Origin of the sequence: Geobacillus zalihae (assembly GCF_030414215.1) — a bacterium.
Lineage (GTDB): Bacteria > Bacillota > Bacilli > Bacillales > Anoxybacillaceae > Geobacillus > Geobacillus zalihae.
The window spans coordinates 3,381,787-3,398,877 of sequence record NZ_CP129217.1 but is presented as its reverse complement, the minus strand read 5'-3'; the positions used below and the strand labels follow the sequence as shown (position 1 = coordinate 3,398,877).

Here is a 17,091-nt window from a genome sequence, read left to right as displayed (position 1 = left end):
GTAAAGAAGTGAGGGGGAACACAAATGGGGGGGACAAGTCATCGGTTCGGTTTGCGCCTGAAGCTCGTCGTCTTTACGACAGCGTTGGCGCTGATCACGTATTCAACGAGCGCCTTTTTCTTGTACGTTTTGTATGATCAGTGGTTCGCCTCATGGAACAAAAGCGTGTTCACGATGATCGTGTTGCTCCTTGGCATCTTTTGGTCCGGAGTGCTTGCCTATTTGGCCGCTGGCTGGATTACAAGGCCGCTGCAACGGCTCGAGGAAGCGGCGGCAAAGGCGACGGAAGGGCATATCGATGAGGATGTTCCGCTGCCCTCTTCCCATGACGAAATTCGCTCGCTGGCTGTCGCGTTCAACCGGATGCTCGGCCATTTGCGCGCAGTCGTCGCCAATGTGGAAGAGAGCGCAGCGCGCACGACTGAAAAGACGGCGGAAATGAGGCAGGCGTCCGAAACAGCGTCAAACCGTGCACGCGATATTGCAGCGACCATTGACGACATTTCCAAAGGGGCGGCGTCTTCGGCCGAGGCGATTCAAGAGGCGGCTGCGGCGGCCGAGGATGTGCTCGCCATCGCAGTACAAGTAAAAGAAACAGCCGAGCGTGCGGAACAGTCGGTATATGGGATGGCCGAAACGCTGAAGGCAAGCCGCGATATCATCCATTCGCTTGTCAGCGGCATCGATCAGCTGGCTGACGATCAAGAACGGTCGCGGGCGGCTGTCAAGCAGCTCGAAGCACACGCCAATCAAATCGGCAACATTACGTTGCTTGTCGCGGACATCGCTGAACAGACGAACTTGCTTGCGCTCAATGCTTCCATTGAGGCAGCCCGCGCCGGCGAGCACGGCCGGGGGTTTGCCGTCGTCGCTGAGGAAGTGCGCAAGCTGGCTGATGAGAGCGCCAAGGCGGTCAAGAAAATCGCGGAACTGGTCGGCAACATTCAAAATGAAGTCGCCCGTGTGGTGGCGCAAATGGACAAGCAGGTGGCTGCTGCCAACGCTGAGGCGGCGAAAGGGGAGCGCACGAATGAGGCCATTGCGGCCATGGCGGCCTCAGCTGATGAAGTGATCCGCGCCGTCCATGACATCGCTGAGCTGGCGAAGCGTCAAATGGGGCATATGGAGCGGGCCGCGGCGCAGACGCAAGAAGTGGCGGCGATTGCTGAGCAGACGTCCGCCGGCGCGCTCGAAGTTGCGGCGGCGACCGAGGAGCAGGCCGCATCGATCAACGATGTGCATAAACTGGCTGGCGAGTTGGTTGAACAGGCCGAACAATTGCAGGCGGCTGTCGCCCGGTTCCGCACCCGTTGATGCACATGCAAATATGATTCATCGAAAGGAGGAAGGGCGATTCCTCCCTGGCTTTCGCTATCACTGCGAAGCCTAGGGCTCCCCGCCCGAACGTGATGAAAGTCGCTATTGCTTCTGACCATGGTGGAATTCGCATTCGTGAGGAAATTAAAGCACTGTTGGATGAAATGGGAATCGAGTACACCGATTTTGGCTGCGATTGTGAAACATCGGTCGATTACCCGGATTACGCGCTTCCCGTCGCTGAAAAAGTGGCGCGCGGCGAATTTGATCGCGGCATTTTGATCTGCGGCACCGGCATCGGCATGACGATCGCCGCCAACAAAGTGAAAGGGGTGCGCTGCGCCCTTTGCCACGACGTCTACAGCGCCAAGCTGACGCGCATGCATAACGACAGCAACATTCTCGCGATGGGGGAGCGCGTCATCGGCCCCGGCCTGGCGCGCGAAATCGCCAAGGCATGGCTTGAGACCGAATTTGAAGGCGGACGCCATGCGCGGCGAATCGGCAAAATCGCCGACTATGAAAACAAGCATTTGTAGGCGGAACCAGGGCCGCATCGGAGCGGATGCGGCCTGTGGGCCATAAGCGAAAGGTGTGGGCGTCTAGCTTCATGAGGGCAGCAGCGCAAAGGCTGGGAATTCGGCGATGTTCACAACAAACGCTGTTCATCTTTCGCGAATCATTGGTGAAAATACTAGAAGGCCATTGAAAAACAGCCGTTTTTTTGAAATGGATGATTCTCAAGTGAAGGAAGAGCAGCATGTATAAGGTTTCTCCATTTGAAAAGCAACGTGATGGAGCCGCATTTTTCGTTACATCACCAGACTTCTAGTGTTCGTCAAGGATCGTGTGGGGCACACCGTGCGAAGGAGGGAAGGGAATGGACGCACGATTGACCGAATGGCGGCAGCAATGGCAAGCCATCTTGCATGAGTTTCGCCAACAGGCGCCGCTTGGCCGCGGCGATGTCGTTGTGATCGGCTGCAGTACGAGCGAGGTGCTTGGCGAGCGGATCGGCACGGCTGGATCGATGGACGTTGCCGCCATGCTGTTTGCCGAGCTTGACGCGTGGCGGCGCGAAACCGGCATTGCGCTCGCGTTTCAATGTTGTGAACATTTAAACCGGGCGCTTGTTGTCGAACGGGAAACCGCCAAAACTCACGGGCTGGAGATCGTTTCGGTCGTTCCGGTGCCGAAAGCGGGTGGGGCGATGGCCGCCTACGCCTATCGAACGTTCGCTGACCCGGTCGTTGTCGAGGCGATTCGCGCCGATGCCGGCATTGACATCGGCCATACGCTCATCGGCATGCATTTGAAGCCGGTTGCCGTTCCCGTGCGCGTTTCGGTGAAGCACATTGGATCGGCGTGCGTGACGCTGGCGAAAACGCGGCCGAAGCTGATCGGCGGCGCCCGAGCGGTCTACTCGTTGGAAAATCCGAATGATTCCTGTTCTTTCTAGCGGTTTCATTCATTTTTTCTTTGAATTTGCCTAGCTGAAGCTGATAAAATAAAAACGAATATTCACTGATTTCGCATAAGGGGGAGCTATTGATGAATTACTTGCCACAACAAGATCCGCAAGTGTTCGCCGCTATTGAGCAAGAGCGGAAGCGGCAGCATGCGAAAATTGAACTGATCGCCTCGGAAAACTTTGTCAGCCGCGCGGTCATGGAAGCGCAAGGGTCGGTTTTGACGAACAAATATGCGGAAGGCTATCCGGGACGCCGCTACTACGGCGGTTGTGAATATGTCGACATCGTCGAAGAGTTGGCGCGCGAGCGGGCAAAGCAATTGTTCGGAGCGGAACATGCGAATGTCCAGCCGCACTCGGGGGCGCAGGCGAACATGGCCGTTTATTTCACTGTTTTGGAGCACGGCGACACGGTGCTTGGCATGAACTTGTCGCACGGCGGCCATTTGACGCACGGCAGCCCGGTCAATTTCAGCGGCATTCAGTACCATTTTGTCGAATACGGCGTCGATCCAAAAACGCATGTCATTGACTATGACGACGTGCGCGAAAAAGCGCGCCTTCACCGGCCGAAGTTGATCGTCGCCGGCGCGAGCGCTTATCCCCGCATCATCGACTTCGCCAAGTTCCGCGAGATTGCCGATGAAGTCGGCGCCTATTTAATGGTTGACATGGCCCATATTGCCGGTCTTGTTGCGGCAGGTGTTCATCCGAACCCGGTTCCGTACGCCCATTTCGTTACGACGACGACGCACAAAACGCTGCGCGGTCCGCGCGGCGGGATGATTTTATGCCAAGAGCAGTTCGCCAAACAGATCGACAAAGCGATTTTCCCTGGCATTCAAGGCGGCCCGCTCATGCATGTTATTGCCGCGAAAGCCGTCGCGCTCGGTGAAGCGCTGCAAGACGACTTTAAAGTCTACGCGAAGCGCGTCGTGGAGAATGCCAAACGGCTCGCAGCCGCCTTGCAAAACGAAGGATTCACCCTCATTTCCGGCGGCACGGACAACCATTTGCTGCTTGTCGATTTGCGCCCGCAGCAACTGACCGGGAAAACGGCGGAGAAAGTGCTCGATGAGGTCGGGATTACGGTCAACAAAAACACGATTCCGTACGATCCGGAAAGCCCGTTTGTCACAAGCGGCATCCGCATCGGCACGGCCGCGGTCACGACGCGCGGCTTCGGATTGGAAGAGATGGACGAAATCGCCGCCATCATCGGCCTTGTGCTGAAAAACGTCGGCAGCGAACAAGCGCTTGAGGAAGCGCGCCAACGCGTCGCCGCTTTGACAGAAAAGTTTCCGCTCTATCAAGACTAAGCGCCGCCGCTTCGTCCGAAACCGTACGGTGCACCGCCTCCGGATTTGGCGGTGCGCCTTTTTCCGTTCGTTCGGCAGTTGAATAGGCGCTCGTTTTCCAGTAGAATGTATAGAAGTGCAGCGCATACATACGGAAGAGGAGAGTTGACCCATGGGAAAAGTGTACGTCTTTGATCATCCGCTCATCCAGCATAAATTGACCTACATTCGCGACAAGAATACGGGCACGAAAGAATTTCGCGAGCTTGTCGACGAAGTGGCGACGTTGATGGCGTTTGAAATTACACGTGATCTGCCGCTTGAGGAAGTCGAGATCGAAACCCCCGTCAGTAAAGCCAGAGCGAAAGTGATCGCCGGCAAAAAACTGGGCGTCATTCCGATTTTGCGCGCCGGCATCGGCATGGTTGACGGCATCCTGAAGCTCATCCCGGCGGCGAAAGTCGGCCATATCGGCTTGTACCGCGATCCCCAAACATTAAAGCCGGTCGAATATTACGTCAAGCTGCCGAGCGATGTCGAAGAGCGCGATTTTATCATCGTCGACCCGATGCTCGCAACCGGCGGATCAGCGGTGGCGGCGATCGATGCGCTGAAAAAGCGGGGTGCGAAAAGCATTAAATTTATGTGCCTGATCGCGGCGCCGGAAGGAGTCAAAGCGGTGGAAACGGCCCACCCGGATGTGGACATTTACATCGCTGCCCTTGATGAGCGGTTGAACGACCACGGCTATATTGTCCCTGGTCTTGGCGACGCCGGCGATCGGCTGTTTGGCACAAAATAACAGCTGCAAGGCGCCCCGCGCCGCGCGGGGTTCGCATTCCATCGAGCGGTGGAGAGGGTGCCTTGCCCATGCGTCAGTTAAGCGCTTGCATCGAATCATGAAAAGGAAAATAGGCTAAAAATAAAATATATCATTATACATCATCATTGTGAGAAGAAAATGAGAAATTGTCACAAATTATTAATATTTGCCCTATGTGAATGAGGTTTTACGTGGAAACACATTGACATTGACCAGGCCGTATTGTATCCTTTACAAGGGGTAGATTGAGAAGGTTTTCATTATGTTAAAGGGTGTGTTGGCATGTCCCCAAAACAGCGCCACCCGTTTCAAGCCATGGCGTTGATGTCCGCCATCGTCTCCCAACTTGTTGGTTCGATTTTGGTCGGCGTTTTCGGCGGGAGATGGATCGATGATCGATTTGGCACCGAGCCGATCTTTTTGATCGTCGGCCTTTTGCTTGGACTGGCGGCCGGCGTGTATGCGATGTTGCGCTTGATCCGCCAATATTTCTCTGGGGAGCAATAAAATGGGAAATCTTCAAGCGATGTTTTGGCGGCAAGTTCGATACATATTGTATTTGCTCGCCATCTATACGCTCGGCTTTGGATTTACGCCGTATAAAACCGTTTTTCTCAGCTTGATTCTCGGCACATCGATCAGCCTCCTCATGGTTTGGAACTTAACCTGGAAAATCGAAAAATTCGGACAAGCGGTGGCGGCGCGCAAAAAAGTGCGCACATTAGGCACCTTATCGCGTTTGGCGCTTGCCGCATTGGCTGCTGTCATTGTTCTGACGTATCCGCAATATTTTCATATCGTGCCAACCGTTTTGGGATTAATGACATCCTACATTGTCATTATAATAGATTTCTTCTTTCACAAATGGAAAAACGACAAGCTGCAGGCATGAAAGCGAGGTGAGAGAGGATGGAGCATAAAGCGCCGCTTGTCGAATTTTTAGGCCTTACGTTTAATTTATCTGATATGTTGATGATTACGATCACCTGTTTGATCGTTTTCATCATTGCTGTTGCGGCTACTCGCTCGCTTCAGCTGCGCCCGACGGGGATGCAAAACTTTATGGAGTGGGTCTTTGACTTTGTTAGAGGCATCATTAACAGCACGATGGATTGGCAAACGGGCGGCCGCTTTTTGACGCTGGGGGTCACGCTCATCATGTATGTGTTTGTGGCCAATATGCTTGGACTGCCGTTTTCCGTCCATGTCAACGGCGAACTTTGGTGGAAATCGCCGACCGCGGATGCGACCGTTACGTTGACGCTGGCGGTGATGGTCGTCGCCCTCACCCACTACTATGGGGTGAAAATGAAAGGGGCATCCGACTATTTGCGCGATTACACCCGTCCAGTCGCCTGGTTGTTCCCGCTTAAAATCATCGAAGAGTTTGCCAACACGCTGACGCTCGGTTTGCGTCTTTTCGGGAACATTTACGCCGGGGAAATTTTGCTTGGCTTGCTCGCCAGCCTTGGCACGCATTACGGTGTGCTTGGCGCTGTTGGCGCAGCCATTCCGATGATGGTGTGGCAAGCGTTCAGTATTTTTGTCGGAACGATTCAGGCGTTCATTTTTACGATGTTAACCATGGTTTATATGGCTCATAAGGTCAGTCATGACCATTGAGCATTCCTTATCATTTCATTAAGGACTTGAAACATTACTTTAACATGGTGAAGGAGGATCTATCAACATGAGTTTGGGTGTACTTGCAGCTGCGATTGCGGTAGGTTTGGGGGCGTTAGGCGCCGGCATCGGCAACGGGTTGATCGTCAGCCGTACCATTGAAGGGATTGCTCGTCAACCAGAATTGCGTCCGGTTTTGCAAACGACGATGTTCATCGGGGTTGCGTTGGTTGAGGCGCTTCCGATCATCGGTGTCGTCTTCTCGTTCATTTACTTAGGTCGATAAGAAATCGATATGGAAAGTGATGGCGAAGTTCGTGTCAACGACCACCTTCGCCATTCCTTTATGTGCGGTTTTGCGAGACCGCATCGGTGCGATAGCTGTCGAAAGGAGTGAAACGCGGTGTTGTGGAAGGCAAACGTATGGGTGCTCGGCGAAGCGGCGCATGGCATCAGCGGCGGCACGATTATTTACCAATTGCTGATGTTCATTATTTTGCTGGCCTTGCTGCGCAAATTCGCTTGGCAGCCGTTAATGAATATCATGAAACAACGTGAAGAACATATCGCGAACGAAATCGACCAGGCGGAAAAACGCCGTCAAGAAGCAGAAAAACTTCTTGAAGAACAGCGCGAACTGATGAAGCAGTCGCGCCAAGAAGCGCAAGCGCTCATTGAAAACGCGCGCAAGCTGGCTGAAGAGCAGAAAGAACAAATTGTCGCCTCGGCCCGTGCGGAAGCGGAACGGGTGAAAGAAGCGGCGAAAAAAGAAATCGAGCGTGAAAAAGAACAGGCGATGGCCGCGCTCCGTGAACAAGTGGCCTCGTTGTCTGTCTTGATCGCCTCAAAAGTGATTGAAAAAGAGCTGACCGAGCAAGATCAACGCAAGCTGATCGAAGCGTACATCAAAGACGTTCAAGAGGTAGGAGGAGCGCGATGAACCAAGAAGTGATCGCCAAACGGTACGCGTCCGCTTTGTTCCAAATCGCGCTCGAACAAGGACAGCTTGATCGAATCGAAGAAGATGTTCGCGCCGTGCGCCAGGCGTTGGCGGAAAACGGCGAGTTTTTATCGCTTCTTTCGTATCCGAAACTTTCCTTGGATCAGAAAAAAGCGCTCATCCGCGAAGCGTTCGCCGGTGTGTCCACTCCGGTGCAAAACACGCTTCTCCTTCTTCTGGAGCGCCATCGCTTCGGCCTTGTGCCCGAGCTGGCGGAACAGTTTCTCGCCCTCGTCGACGATGCGCGCGGCATCGCCAAGGCGGTCGCCTATTCGGCGCGGCCGTTGACGGACGAAGAACTGCGGGCGCTTTCCGACGTCTTTGCCCAAAAAGTCGGCAAACAGACGCTTGAGATTGAAAACATCATTGATCCGGAACTCATCGGCGGCGTGAGGCTGCGCATCGGCAACCGCATTTACGACGGCAGCGTCAGCGGGCAGCTTGAACGGATTCGGCGGCAGCTGATCGGCTAACATTTGAAGACAGGGGTGAAAGGCATGAGCATTCGAGCGGAAGAAATCAGCGCGCTCATTAAGCAGCAGATTGAAAACTATGAATCGCAAATCCAAGTGAGCGATGTCGGAACCGTCATCCAAGTCGGCGACGGGATCGCGCGCGCTCATGGGCTCGATAACGTCATGTCCGGCGAGCTTGTTGAATTTGCCAACGGCGTGATGGGCATGGCGTTGAACTTGGAAGAAAACAACGTCGGTATCGTTATTTTAGGACCGTACACCGGCATTAAAGAAGGGGACGAAGTGCGCCGTACGGGCCGGATCATGGAAGTGCCCGTTGGGGAAGCGCTCATCGGCCGCGTCGTCAACCCACTCGGTCAGCCTGTTGACGGATTAGGGCCGGTGGAAACGACGGAAACGCGCCCGATTGAAAGCCGTGCGCCGGGCGTTATGGACCGGAGATCGGTGCATGAGCCGCTGCAAACCGGGATTAAAGCGATCGACGCGCTCGTGCCGATCGGCCGCGGCCAGCGCGAGCTCATCATCGGCGACCGGCAAACGGGGAAAACGTCCGTCGCCATTGACACGATCATCAACCAAAAAGACCAAAACATGATTTGTATTTATGTCGCCATCGGGCAAAAAGAATCGACGGTCCGCACCGTTGTCGAAACGCTCCGCAAACACGGCGCGCTCGACTATACGATCGTCGTCACCGCCTCGGCGTCGCAGCCGGCTCCGCTTTTGTTCTTGGCGCCGTATGCCGGTGTGGCGATGGGCGAGTATTTCATGTATAAAGGCCAACACGTGTTAGTGGTCTATGACGATTTATCGAAACAAGCCGCGGCATACCGCGAATTGTCGCTCTTGCTTCGCCGTCCGCCGGGCCGTGAAGCGTATCCGGGGGATATTTTCTACTTGCACTCCCGCCTGCTTGAGCGCGCAGCGAAATTGAGCGATGCCAAAGGCGGCGGTTCCTTGACCGCGCTTCCGTTCGTCGAAACGCAAGCGGGCGATATTTCCGCGTACATTCCGACGAACGTCATCTCGATTACGGACGGGCAAATTTTCTTGCAATCGGACTTGTTCTTCTCCGGCGTCCGCCCAGCGATCAACGCAGGGTTGTCCGTTTCGCGCGTCGGTGGGGCAGCGCAAATCAAAGCGATGAAAAAAGTAGCCGGGACGCTCCGTTTGGACTTGGCCGCTTACCGTGAGCTGGAGGCGTTCGCCCAATTCGGCTCCGACCTCGACAAGGCGACGCAAGCGAAGCTCGCCCGCGGGGCGCGCACGGTCGAAGTGCTGAAGCAAGATTTGCATCAGCCGATTCCGGTCGAAAAACAAGTGTTGATCATCTATGCATTGACGCGCGGCTTTTTGGACGACATTCCGGTTGAAGATGTGCGCCGTTTCGAGAAAGAGTTTTACTTGTGGCTCGACCAAAACGGCCAACACTTGCTTGAGCACATCCGCACGACGAAAGATCTTCCGAACGAAGACGATCTCAATAAAGCGATCGAAGCGTTCAAGAAAACGTTTGTCGTTTCACAATAAGGCCGGCGGGGGCATATCGCCCCCTCACGCCTGTTAGAACCCGTGCAGCAAAAAGGTGGTGAAACCTTTGGCATCGTTACGCGATATTAAAACGCGCATCAATGCGACGAAGAAGACAAGCCAAATTACAAAAGCGATGGAAATGGTCTCGACGTCGAAGCTGAACCGAGCGGAGCAAAACGCGAAATCGTTCGTTCCATATATGGAGAAAATTCAAGAAGTCGTGGCCAATGTGGCGCTTGGCGCCGGGGGGGCTTCGCATCCGATGCTCGTTTCGCGCCCGGTGAAAAAAACCGGGTATCTCGTGATCACGTCGGATCGCGGTCTGGCTGGCGCGTACAACAGCAACGTGCTGCGCCTCGTGTACCAAACGATCCAAAAACGCCATGCTTCTCCGGACGAATATGCGATCATCGTCATCGGCCGCGTCGGGTTGAGCTTTTTCCGCAAGCGGAACATGCCGGTCATTCTCGACATCACCCGCTTGCCGGACCAGCCGTCGTTTGCCGATATTAAAGAAATCGCCCGCAAAACGGTTGGGTTATTCGCCGACGGTACGTTTGACGAGCTGTATATGTATTACAACCATTACGTGAGCGCGATCCAGCAAGAGGTGACGGAACGGAAGCTTCTGCCGCTCACTGACTTGGCGGAGAATAAGCAGCGCACGGTGTACGAATTTGAACCGTCGCAAGAAGAAATTTTGGACGTCTTATTGCCGCAGTATGCGGAAAGCCTCATTTACGGCGCATTGCTCGATGCAAAAGCAAGCGAACACGCCGCCCGCATGACGGCGATGAAGAACGCAACGGACAATGCGAACGAGCTCATTCGCACATTGACGCTTTCCTACAACCGCGCTCGGCAAGCGGCGATTACGCAAGAAATTACGGAAATTGTCGCCGGAGCAAACGCCTTGCAATAGGGGACTAGCAAGTTAGGAGGGAAAACGATGACAAGAGGACGCGTTATCCAAGTCATGGGTCCGGTTGTAGACGTCAAGTTTGAGAACGGCCACTTGCCGGCGATCTACAACGCCCTGAAAATTCAACATAAAGCGCGCAACGAAAACGAAGTCGACATCGACTTGACATTGGAAGTCGCCTTGCACCTTGGCGATGATACAGTACGGACGATCGCGATGGCGTCCACAGACGGCCTCATCCGCGGCATGGAAGTCATCGATACCGGTGCACCGATTTCGGTGCCGGTCGGCGAAGTCACGCTTGGCCGCGTGTTCAACGTCTTGGGCGAGCCGATCGACTTGGAAGGCGACATTCCGGCTGACGCCCGCCGCGACCCGATTCACCGTCCGGCGCCAAAATTCGAGGAATTGGCGACGGAAGTCGAAATTTTGGAAACGGGGATTAAAGTCGTTGACTTGCTTGCCCCGTATATTAAAGGCGGAAAAATCGGTTTGTTCGGCGGCGCTGGCGTAGGAAAAACGGTCTTGATTCAAGAGCTGATCCACAACATCGCCCAAGAGCACGGCGGGATTTCCGTCTTTGCTGGCGTCGGCGAACGGACACGCGAAGGAAACGACTTGTACCATGAGATGAAAGATTCCGGCGTCATCAGCAAAACGGCCATGGTGTTCGGACAAATGAATGAGCCGCCGGGGGCGCGGATGCGCGTCGCCTTGACCGGCTTGACGATGGCCGAATACTTCCGTGATGAACAAGGCCAAGACGTGTTGCTCTTTATCGATAACATCTTCCGTTTCACGCAGGCCGGTTCGGAAGTGTCGGCGCTGTTAGGCCGCATGCCGTCGGCCGTTGGTTACCAACCGACATTGGCGACGGAGATGGGTCAATTGCAAGAGCGGATCACGTCGACGGCGAAAGGCTCGATCACCTCGATTCAAGCGATTTACGTCCCGGCCGACGACTATACGGACCCGGCTCCGGCCACGACGTTCTCGCACTTGGATGCGACGACGAACCTGGAGCGGAAGCTCGCGGAAATGGGGATTTATCCGGCCGTTGACCCGCTCGCTTCGACATCGCGTGCGCTGGCGCCGGAAATCGTCGGCGAGGAGCACTACCAAGTCGCCCGCAAAGTGCAGCAAACGCTGCAACGTTATAAAGAATTGCAAGACATCATCGCCATCTTGGGGATGGATGAACTGTCGGATGAAGACAAACTCGTCGTTCATCGCGCCCGCCGCATCCAGTTCTTCTTGTCGCAAAACTTCCACGTGGCGGAGCAGTTCACGGGCCAACCGGGCTCCTACGTGCCGGTGAAAGAAACAGTGCGCGGCTTTAAAGAAATTTTGGAAGGCAAATACGACCATCTTCCGGAAGATGCGTTCCGCTTAGTCGGCCGCATTGAAGAAGTCGTTGAAAAAGCGAAAGCGATGGGTGTCGAAGTGTGACCCGGGATAGGGGGATTGGACAATGAAAACGATCCACGTGAGCGTCGTTACTCCTGATGGCCCGGTGTACGAAGACGATGTTGAGATGGTCAGCGTCAAAGCGAAAAGCGGCGAGCTCGGCATTTTGCCGGGGCACATCCCGCTTGTCGCCCCGCTCGAGATCAGCGCGGCCCGGTTGAAAAAAGGCGGCAAAACGCAATACATTGCCGTCAGCGGCGGCTTTTTGGAAGTCCGCCCGGACAACGTGACGATTTTGGCTCAAGCTGCTGAACGGGCGGAGGACATTGACGTCCTCCGCGCCAAAGCGGCGAAAGAGCGGGCGGAGCGCCGCCTGCAAAGCCAGCAGGATGACATCGACTTCAAACGGGCCGAACTGGCGTTAAAACGCGCCATGAACCGTTTGAGCGTTGCGGAAATGAAGTAAAAAGCAGGGGAGTTTTTCCCCTGCTTTTTTTGATGAAAACGGAAGAATCGTCCGTCAAGGAGAGAGGCAAACGCTCTCTCTTTTTTCGTTCCTCGCATTCCGTCGCTTCAACAAAGATGAAGCGCTTACATGAATGGATACCGTGTTGACAGTGTTAACTTGAAGTTTTGCTGACACGGCTGGATATAAATGTTATAATGAAATCGAAGGAATTATTGAAAAATTTCATCATTAACACCATACGTATGTAGTAAACCGGAAGGGGGCGAGCTGGTTGAGCAACATCTATGCAAACAGTTATTTGATCATCTTCGTCTTCCTTTGCCTCGGTGTGTTGCTGCCGATCGGGGCGCTCACGGCCGGGCGGTGGCTGCGGCCGCACGTGCCGAGTGATGCAAAGGCGACAACGTATGAAAGCGGTAACAATCCCTTTCACGACTCGCGCGTTCAGTTCCAAGTTCGGTACTACCTATTTGCCTTGCTGTTTGTCATTTTCGATATCGAGACGGTGTTTTTGTACCCGTGGGCTGTTGTCTATGACCAACTCGGCTTGTTCGCGTTGGTGGAAATGATCATTTTCATCGTTTTGCTTGCCATTGGCCTTATCTATGCTTGGAAAAAGAAGGTGTTACGATGGATGTGAAATGGGAGGGTTTTTCTGGCGTCGAAATGGAAGAAGTGAAGCGAAACGTCTTTTTGACGACGTTGGAACAGTTGAAAGGATGGGCCCGAAGCAGTTCGCTTTGGCCGTTGACGTTCGGCCTTGCCTGTTGCGCTATCGAGATGATGGCGGTCGGCGGCGCCCATTACGACCTCGACCGGTTCGGTTCGTTTTTCCGCGCCTCGCCGCGGCAGGCGGACGTCATGATTGTCTCGGGCACGGTGACGAAAAAAATGGCGCCGCTCTTGCGCCGGTTGTATGACCAAATGCCCGAACCGAAATGGGTCATCGCCATGGGTTCGTGTGCGACAGCCGGCGGCCCGTACGTCAAATCGTACAGCGTCGTCAAAGGCGTCGACCAAATTGTCCCGGTGGACGTGTACATACCAGGCTGTCCGCCGAACCCGGCAGCGCTCATCTACGGCATTCATAAATTAAAAGAAAAAATCCGACTGGAAGCCAAAACGGGGAAGAAGGTGCTGTAACCGATGGATGAAGAAAAAGATTTGGCCCAGCGAAAAAAAGAAGCAGCCGAGCGGGCAAAACAGCTGGCGCGCGAACGGCTTGCGGCCAAGCAAGCAGCAGAACAGGCGAAGCAAGCCGCTGAAACCGGTGACGCCCGAAGCGATGATTTGAATCCTTCTTCAGATGTATCCGACGGCCCGGCAAATGAAGCGCCGGGCGGCGCGGCGCAGCCGCCATCGGCTGAAGACATCGCGTCAGCGAAAAAACGAGTTGCCGAAGAGGTGCGAGCCAAGGCCGCCGAGTTGCGGCGACAGCGCGAGGCGGCGGCGTCCGGGGACGACCTCGAGGCGGCGAAGCGGAAGGCGGCGGAGGAAGCGCGGGCGAAAGCGGCCGAACTGCGGCGACAACGCGAGGCGGCGGCGTCCGGGGACGACCTCGAGGCGGCGAAGCGGAAGGCGGCGGAGGAAGCGCGGGCGAAAGCGGCCGAACTGCGGCGACAACGCGAGGCGGCGGCGTCGGGAGCGGGGTCCGGGGACGACCTTGAGGCGGCGAAGAAGAAAGCGGCGGAAGAAGCGCGGGCGAAAGCGGCCGAACTGCGTCGTCAGCGCGAGGCGGCGTCGGGAGCGGGGGCTGGGGACGACCTCGAGGCGGCGAAGAAGAAAGCGGCGGAAGAAGCGCGGGCGAAGGCGGCCGAACTACGTCGTCAGCGCGAGGCGGCCGCGTCCGCAGGTGCGTCGGAAGAGGACCTCGAGTTAGCGAAGAAAAAGGCTGCCGCGGCGGCTAAGGCGAAGGCGGCGGCGCTGGCCAAACAGAAGGCCGCTGAAGCGGCGGGAAGCGATGACGAGCTGGCGAAGCAAAAAGCGAAAGCCGCCGCTGCAGCGAAAGCGCGGGCTGCTGCTATGGCGAAGCAGCAAGGCGATGCTGCCGACGATGAGGCGAAACAAAAGGCGATCGCGGCGGCGAAAGCGAAAGCGGCCGCGGCTGCCCGGGCGAAGGCCGCAGCCGCTGGGGAGGATGGCGGGGCGGCGAAGCCATCTGCTTCATCGCCGAACGATCCGCTGCTTGAGAAATATGTCCGCATCATTCATGAGCATCTCGGTTCGGACGTGCTCGAGGATGCATACATCAACCGGCTGGCGAAAGATGTGCCGACGCTTGTCGTGAAAAAAGAGGCGTACTACAAAGTCGCCGAGTTGTTGAAAGGCCATGAACAGCTTCGGTTTGATTATTTATCCGAGCTGCACGGCACCGATTTTCAGACGCATATGGAAGTGTACGTCCATTTGTATTCCTATCCAAACCGGCAGCCGGTGGCGCTGAAAGTCAAAATCGAGCGCGACAACCCGGAAGTCGATTCGCTCGTCCCGCTTTGGCCGGGGGCGAACTGGCCGGAGTGCGAGGCGTACGATTTGCTTGGCATCCGTTTCCGCGGCCACCCGAACTTAATCCGCATCTTTCTTGGGGAGCACTGGGTTGGGCATCCGCTGCGCAAAGATTATGAGCCGTATGATGCGGAGGTGTAGATGATGCTGCGCACAGAAGAAATGATTTTAAACGTCGGCCCTCAACACCCGAGCACGCACGGGGTGTTCCGCCTCATTTTAAAAATTGACGGCGAGATCATTCAAGAGGCGACGCCGGTCATCGGCTATTTGCATCGCGGAACGGAAAAGATCGCCGAAGGGCTGCAATATACGCAAATCATCCCGTACACCGACCGGATGGACTACTTGTCGGCGATGACGAACAACTATGTGCTTTGCCATGCGGTCGAAACGATGATGGGCATTGAAGTGCCGGAGCGGGCCGAATATTTGCGCGTTCTCGCCATGGAGCTCGGGCGGATCGCCAGCCACCTCGTCTGGTGGGGGACGTACTTGCTTGACCTTGGCGCGACGAGCCCGTTTTTGTACGCGTTCCGCGAACGCGAAATGATTATTAATCTATTAAATGAGCTGTCTGGAGCGCGGCTGACGTTCAACTATATGCGCATCGGCGGCGTCAAATGGGATGCGCCGGACGGTTGGATTGACAAAGTGAAGCAGTTCGTTCCGTACATGCGGGAGAAACTTCACGGCTATCATGAGCTTGTCACTGGCAATGAAATTTTCCGCCAGCGCGTCACCGGCGTCGGGCGGTATACGAAAGAAGAGGCGATCAGCTATTCGCTCAGCGGCGTCAACTTGCGGTCGACCGGCGTCAAATGGGATTTGCGCAAAGATGAACCGTATTCGATCTATGACCGCTTTGATTTTGACGTGCCGGTGCGCGATGGCGGCGACTGCCTTGCCCGCTATGAATGCCGGATGGCGGAAATCGAACAGTCGCTTTGCATCATCGAGCAGGCGTGCGAGCAATTTCCGCCTGAGGGGCCGATCATGGGAAAAGTGCCCCGCATCATTAAAGCGCCGCCCGGCGAGACGTTCGTCCGCATCGAGGCGCCGCGCGGCGAGATCGGCTGCTATATTGCGAGCGACGGCAAAAAGGAGCCGTACCGCCTCAAATTCCGGCGCCCGTCGTTTTACAATCTGCAAATACTCCCGAAGCTGCTCAAAGGGGAAAACTTGGCCAATGTCATCGCCATTCTTGGGTCGATTGACATTGTGCTTGGGGAGGTCGACGGATGATGGAACAATGGCTTGAATCCACGCCAAGCTGGTCGAACATCGCCCTGTTTTTCGGGCTTGGGGCGCTGCTTTTGGCGGTCGTGCTCGCCTTTGTCACATACGGCATTTTGGCTGAGCGGAAAGTGATGGGGTTTATGCAAGGGCGCATCGGGCCGAACCAAGTCGGCGGCCGCTTCGGGCTTTTGCAAACGGTCGCGGACGTATTAAAGCTGCTGCTAAAGGAAGATACGATTCCGAAAGCCGCTGACCGCCCGCTGTACGTGCTGGCGCCGATCATCGCCTTTGTGCCGTCGTTTATGGTGCTGGCGGTATTGCCGTTTACCGATTCGTTTCGGTTTGCCGATATCGGCGTCGGCCTTTTGTATTACATCGCCGTTTCCGGCTTGACAACCATCGGCGTTGTCGCCGGCGGCTGGGCGTCAAACAACAAATACGCTCTGCTTGGCGGCATGCGGGCAGCCGCGCAAATGATTTCCTATGAGATTCCGCTCGTCATGTCGGCGCTTGGCGTCGTGCTTTTGGCTGGAAGCATGAATTTAGTCGACATCGTTGCGGCGCAAAAAGACGTCTGGTTCATTTTCGCCCAGCCGTTGGCGTTTTTGATTTTCCTCATTGCCGCGGTGGCCGAGTTGAACCGGACGCCGTTTGACTTGCCGGAGGCGGAGTCCGAGCTCGTCGCCGGCTTCCATGTCGAATATTCCGGGTTCCGTTGGGCGTTCTTTATGCTCGCCGAGTATGTGTATTTGTTCGCCATGGCGGCGCTTGTGACGATTTTGTTTCTCGGCGGTTGGCATCCGGTCGCCTTTCTCGGCTGGATTCCTGGCGCGGTCTGGTTTGCGCTGAAGTTTTGTGCGGTCGTTTTCGTCCTCATTTGGTTTCGCGCCACATTTCCGCGCGTGCGCGCCGACCAGCTGATGGAGTTCGCCTGGAAAGTGCTGCTTCCGCTTTCGCTCGTCAACATTGTGCTGACGGCGGTCGTGAAAGCGTGGTTTTTCTAAAAGG

General features: G+C 55.6%; 20 protein-coding genes. All 20 read left to right on the top strand.

Annotated features, from left to right (window positions below; translation table 11 throughout):
• The first annotated feature begins 24 nt into the window (after positions 1-24).
• The 20 genes from QWV57_RS17135 to nuoH all read left to right on the top strand — a co-directional run bounded on the left by QWV57_RS17135 (position 25) and on the right by nuoH (position 17,087).
• Complete coding sequence (locus QWV57_RS17135) at positions 25-1,314, top strand: methyl-accepting chemotaxis protein (RefSeq protein WP_015376068.1); 1,290 nt, start codon at positions 25-27, stop codon at positions 1,312-1,314.
• 95 nt (positions 1,315-1,409) lie between these two features.
• A complete protein-coding gene (gene rpiB, locus QWV57_RS17130) occupies positions 1,410-1,856 on the top strand; it encodes a ribose 5-phosphate isomerase B (protein ID WP_023633289.1) in 447 nt (148 codons plus the stop codon).
• 341 nt (positions 1,857-2,197) lie between these two features.
• A complete protein-coding gene (locus tag QWV57_RS17125) occupies positions 2,198-2,776 on the top strand; it encodes a TIGR01440 family protein (protein ID WP_015376067.1) in 579 nt (192 codons plus the stop codon).
• A 92-nt stretch (positions 2,777-2,868) separates the two neighbouring features.
• The gene (gene glyA, locus QWV57_RS17120) at positions 2,869-4,107 is read left to right on the top strand and encodes a serine hydroxymethyltransferase (protein WP_015376066.1); all 1,239 of its coding nucleotides are present in this window, start codon (positions 2,869-2,871) and stop codon (positions 4,105-4,107) included.
• A gap of 151 nt (positions 4,108-4,258) precedes the next feature.
• Positions 4,259-4,888 carry a uracil phosphoribosyltransferase gene (upp, locus tag QWV57_RS17115; protein ID WP_011232835.1) on the top strand — a complete coding sequence of 210 codons (630 nt, stop codon included), beginning with the start codon at positions 4,259-4,261 and terminating at the stop codon, positions 4,886-4,888.
• Between the two features lie 303 nt (positions 4,889-5,191).
• A complete protein-coding gene (locus QWV57_RS17110) occupies positions 5,192-5,416 on the top strand; it encodes an AtpZ/AtpI family protein (RefSeq protein ID WP_015376065.1) in 225 nt (74 codons plus the stop codon).
• Between the two features lies 1 nt (position 5,417).
• On the top strand, positions 5,418-5,801 hold the full coding sequence (locus tag QWV57_RS17105) for an ATP synthase subunit I (RefSeq protein ID WP_015376064.1): 384 nt from the start codon (positions 5,418-5,420) through the stop codon (positions 5,799-5,801).
• Between the two features lie 17 nt (positions 5,802-5,818).
• Positions 5,819-6,532 (top strand): F0F1 ATP synthase subunit A, encoded by a 714-nt coding sequence (atpB, locus tag QWV57_RS17100; RefSeq protein WP_015376063.1) that lies wholly within the window; start codon positions 5,819-5,821, stop codon positions 6,530-6,532.
• A gap of 67 nt (positions 6,533-6,599) precedes the next feature.
• Positions 6,600-6,818, top strand: a complete 219-nt coding sequence (gene atpE / locus QWV57_RS17095) for a F0F1 ATP synthase subunit C (protein WP_011232830.1) — start codon at positions 6,600-6,602, stop codon at positions 6,816-6,818.
• A gap of 120 nt (positions 6,819-6,938) precedes the next feature.
• A complete protein-coding gene (locus QWV57_RS17090; protein WP_190300174.1) occupies positions 6,939-7,472 on the top strand; it encodes a F0F1 ATP synthase subunit B in 534 nt (177 codons plus the stop codon).
• Positions 7,469-8,005, top strand: a complete 537-nt coding sequence (locus QWV57_RS17085) for a F0F1 ATP synthase subunit delta (protein ID WP_015376061.1) — start codon at positions 7,469-7,471, stop codon at positions 8,003-8,005. Before QWV57_RS17090 ends, QWV57_RS17085 begins: the two co-directional genes overlap by 4 nt.
• A gap of 24 nt (positions 8,006-8,029) precedes the next feature.
• A complete protein-coding gene (gene atpA, locus QWV57_RS17080; RefSeq protein WP_074042848.1) occupies positions 8,030-9,538 on the top strand; it encodes a F0F1 ATP synthase subunit alpha in 1,509 nt (502 codons plus the stop codon).
• A gap of 67 nt (positions 9,539-9,605) precedes the next feature.
• The gene (gene atpG, locus QWV57_RS17075; RefSeq protein ID WP_011232826.1) at positions 9,606-10,463 is read left to right on the top strand and encodes an ATP synthase F1 subunit gamma; all 858 of its coding nucleotides are present in this window, start codon (positions 9,606-9,608) and stop codon (positions 10,461-10,463) included.
• 27 nt (positions 10,464-10,490) lie between these two features.
• Positions 10,491-11,912: a F0F1 ATP synthase subunit beta gene (atpD, locus tag QWV57_RS17070; RefSeq protein WP_011232825.1), complete on the top strand. Its 1,422-nt coding sequence runs from the start codon at positions 10,491-10,493 to the stop codon at positions 11,910-11,912.
• Positions 11,913-11,934: 22 nt separating this feature from the next.
• Entirely contained in the window at positions 11,935-12,336 is a 402-nt protein-coding gene (locus tag QWV57_RS17065; RefSeq protein WP_015376059.1) for a F0F1 ATP synthase subunit epsilon, read from the top strand.
• Positions 12,337-12,610: 274 nt separating this feature from the next.
• Positions 12,611-12,979: an NADH-quinone oxidoreductase subunit A gene (locus tag QWV57_RS17060; protein WP_011232823.1), complete on the top strand. Its 369-nt coding sequence runs from the start codon at positions 12,611-12,613 to the stop codon at positions 12,977-12,979.
• Positions 12,970-13,482, top strand: a complete 513-nt coding sequence (locus QWV57_RS17055; protein ID WP_011232822.1) for a NuoB/complex I 20 kDa subunit family protein — start codon at positions 12,970-12,972, stop codon at positions 13,480-13,482. Before QWV57_RS17060 ends, QWV57_RS17055 begins: the two co-directional genes overlap by 10 nt.
• 3 nt (positions 13,483-13,485) lie before the next feature.
• Entirely contained in the window at positions 13,486-14,985 is a 1,500-nt protein-coding gene (locus tag QWV57_RS17050; RefSeq protein WP_301100153.1) for an NADH-quinone oxidoreductase subunit C, read from the top strand.
• A 3-nt stretch (positions 14,986-14,988) separates the two neighbouring features.
• On the top strand, positions 14,989-16,089 hold the full coding sequence (locus tag QWV57_RS17045; RefSeq protein WP_301102137.1) for an NADH-quinone oxidoreductase subunit D: 1,101 nt from the start codon (positions 14,989-14,991) through the stop codon (positions 16,087-16,089).
• On the top strand, positions 16,086-17,087 hold the full coding sequence (nuoH, locus tag QWV57_RS17040) for an NADH-quinone oxidoreductase subunit NuoH (protein ID WP_015376055.1): 1,002 nt from the start codon (positions 16,086-16,088) through the stop codon (positions 17,085-17,087). The genes QWV57_RS17045 and nuoH overlap by 4 nt, the downstream gene beginning before the upstream one ends.
• Positions 17,088-17,091 lie beyond the last annotated feature (4 nt).

Excerpts from the sequence above, each read along its gene's own strand:
- QWV57_RS17135 (WP_015376068.1), top strand. The coding sequence starts at position 25 with ATGGGGGGGACAAGTCATCGGTTCGGTTTGCGCCTGAAGCTCGTCGTC.
- rpiB (WP_023633289.1), top strand. The coding sequence starts at position 1,410 with ATGAAAGTCGCTATTGCTTCTGACCATGGTGGAATTCGCATTCGTGAG.
- QWV57_RS17125 (WP_015376067.1), top strand. The coding sequence starts at position 2,198 with ATGGACGCACGATTGACCGAATGGCGGCAGCAATGGCAAGCCATCTTG.
- glyA (WP_015376066.1), top strand. The coding sequence starts at position 2,869 with ATGAATTACTTGCCACAACAAGATCCGCAAGTGTTCGCCGCTATTGAG.
- upp (WP_011232835.1), top strand. The coding sequence starts at position 4,259 with ATGGGAAAAGTGTACGTCTTTGATCATCCGCTCATCCAGCATAAATTG.
- QWV57_RS17110 (WP_015376065.1), top strand. The coding sequence starts at position 5,192 with ATGTCCCCAAAACAGCGCCACCCGTTTCAAGCCATGGCGTTGATGTCC.
- QWV57_RS17105 (WP_015376064.1), top strand. The coding sequence starts at position 5,418 with ATGGGAAATCTTCAAGCGATGTTTTGGCGGCAAGTTCGATACATATTG.
- atpB (WP_015376063.1), top strand. The coding sequence starts at position 5,819 with ATGGAGCATAAAGCGCCGCTTGTCGAATTTTTAGGCCTTACGTTTAAT.
- atpE (WP_011232830.1), top strand. The coding sequence starts at position 6,600 with ATGAGTTTGGGTGTACTTGCAGCTGCGATTGCGGTAGGTTTGGGGGCG.
- QWV57_RS17085 (WP_015376061.1), top strand. The coding sequence starts at position 7,469 with ATGAACCAAGAAGTGATCGCCAAACGGTACGCGTCCGCTTTGTTCCAA.
- atpA (WP_074042848.1), top strand. The coding sequence starts at position 8,030 with ATGAGCATTCGAGCGGAAGAAATCAGCGCGCTCATTAAGCAGCAGATT.
- atpD (WP_011232825.1), top strand. The coding sequence starts at position 10,491 with ATGACAAGAGGACGCGTTATCCAAGTCATGGGTCCGGTTGTAGACGTC.
- QWV57_RS17065 (WP_015376059.1), top strand. The coding sequence starts at position 11,935 with ATGAAAACGATCCACGTGAGCGTCGTTACTCCTGATGGCCCGGTGTAC.
- QWV57_RS17055 (WP_011232822.1), top strand. The coding sequence starts at position 12,970 with ATGGATGTGAAATGGGAGGGTTTTTCTGGCGTCGAAATGGAAGAAGTG.
- QWV57_RS17050 (WP_301100153.1), top strand. The coding sequence starts at position 13,486 with ATGGATGAAGAAAAAGATTTGGCCCAGCGAAAAAAAGAAGCAGCCGAG.
- QWV57_RS17045 (WP_301102137.1), top strand. The coding sequence starts at position 14,989 with ATGCTGCGCACAGAAGAAATGATTTTAAACGTCGGCCCTCAACACCCG.
- nuoH (WP_015376055.1), top strand. The coding sequence starts at position 16,086 with ATGATGGAACAATGGCTTGAATCCACGCCAAGCTGGTCGAACATCGCC.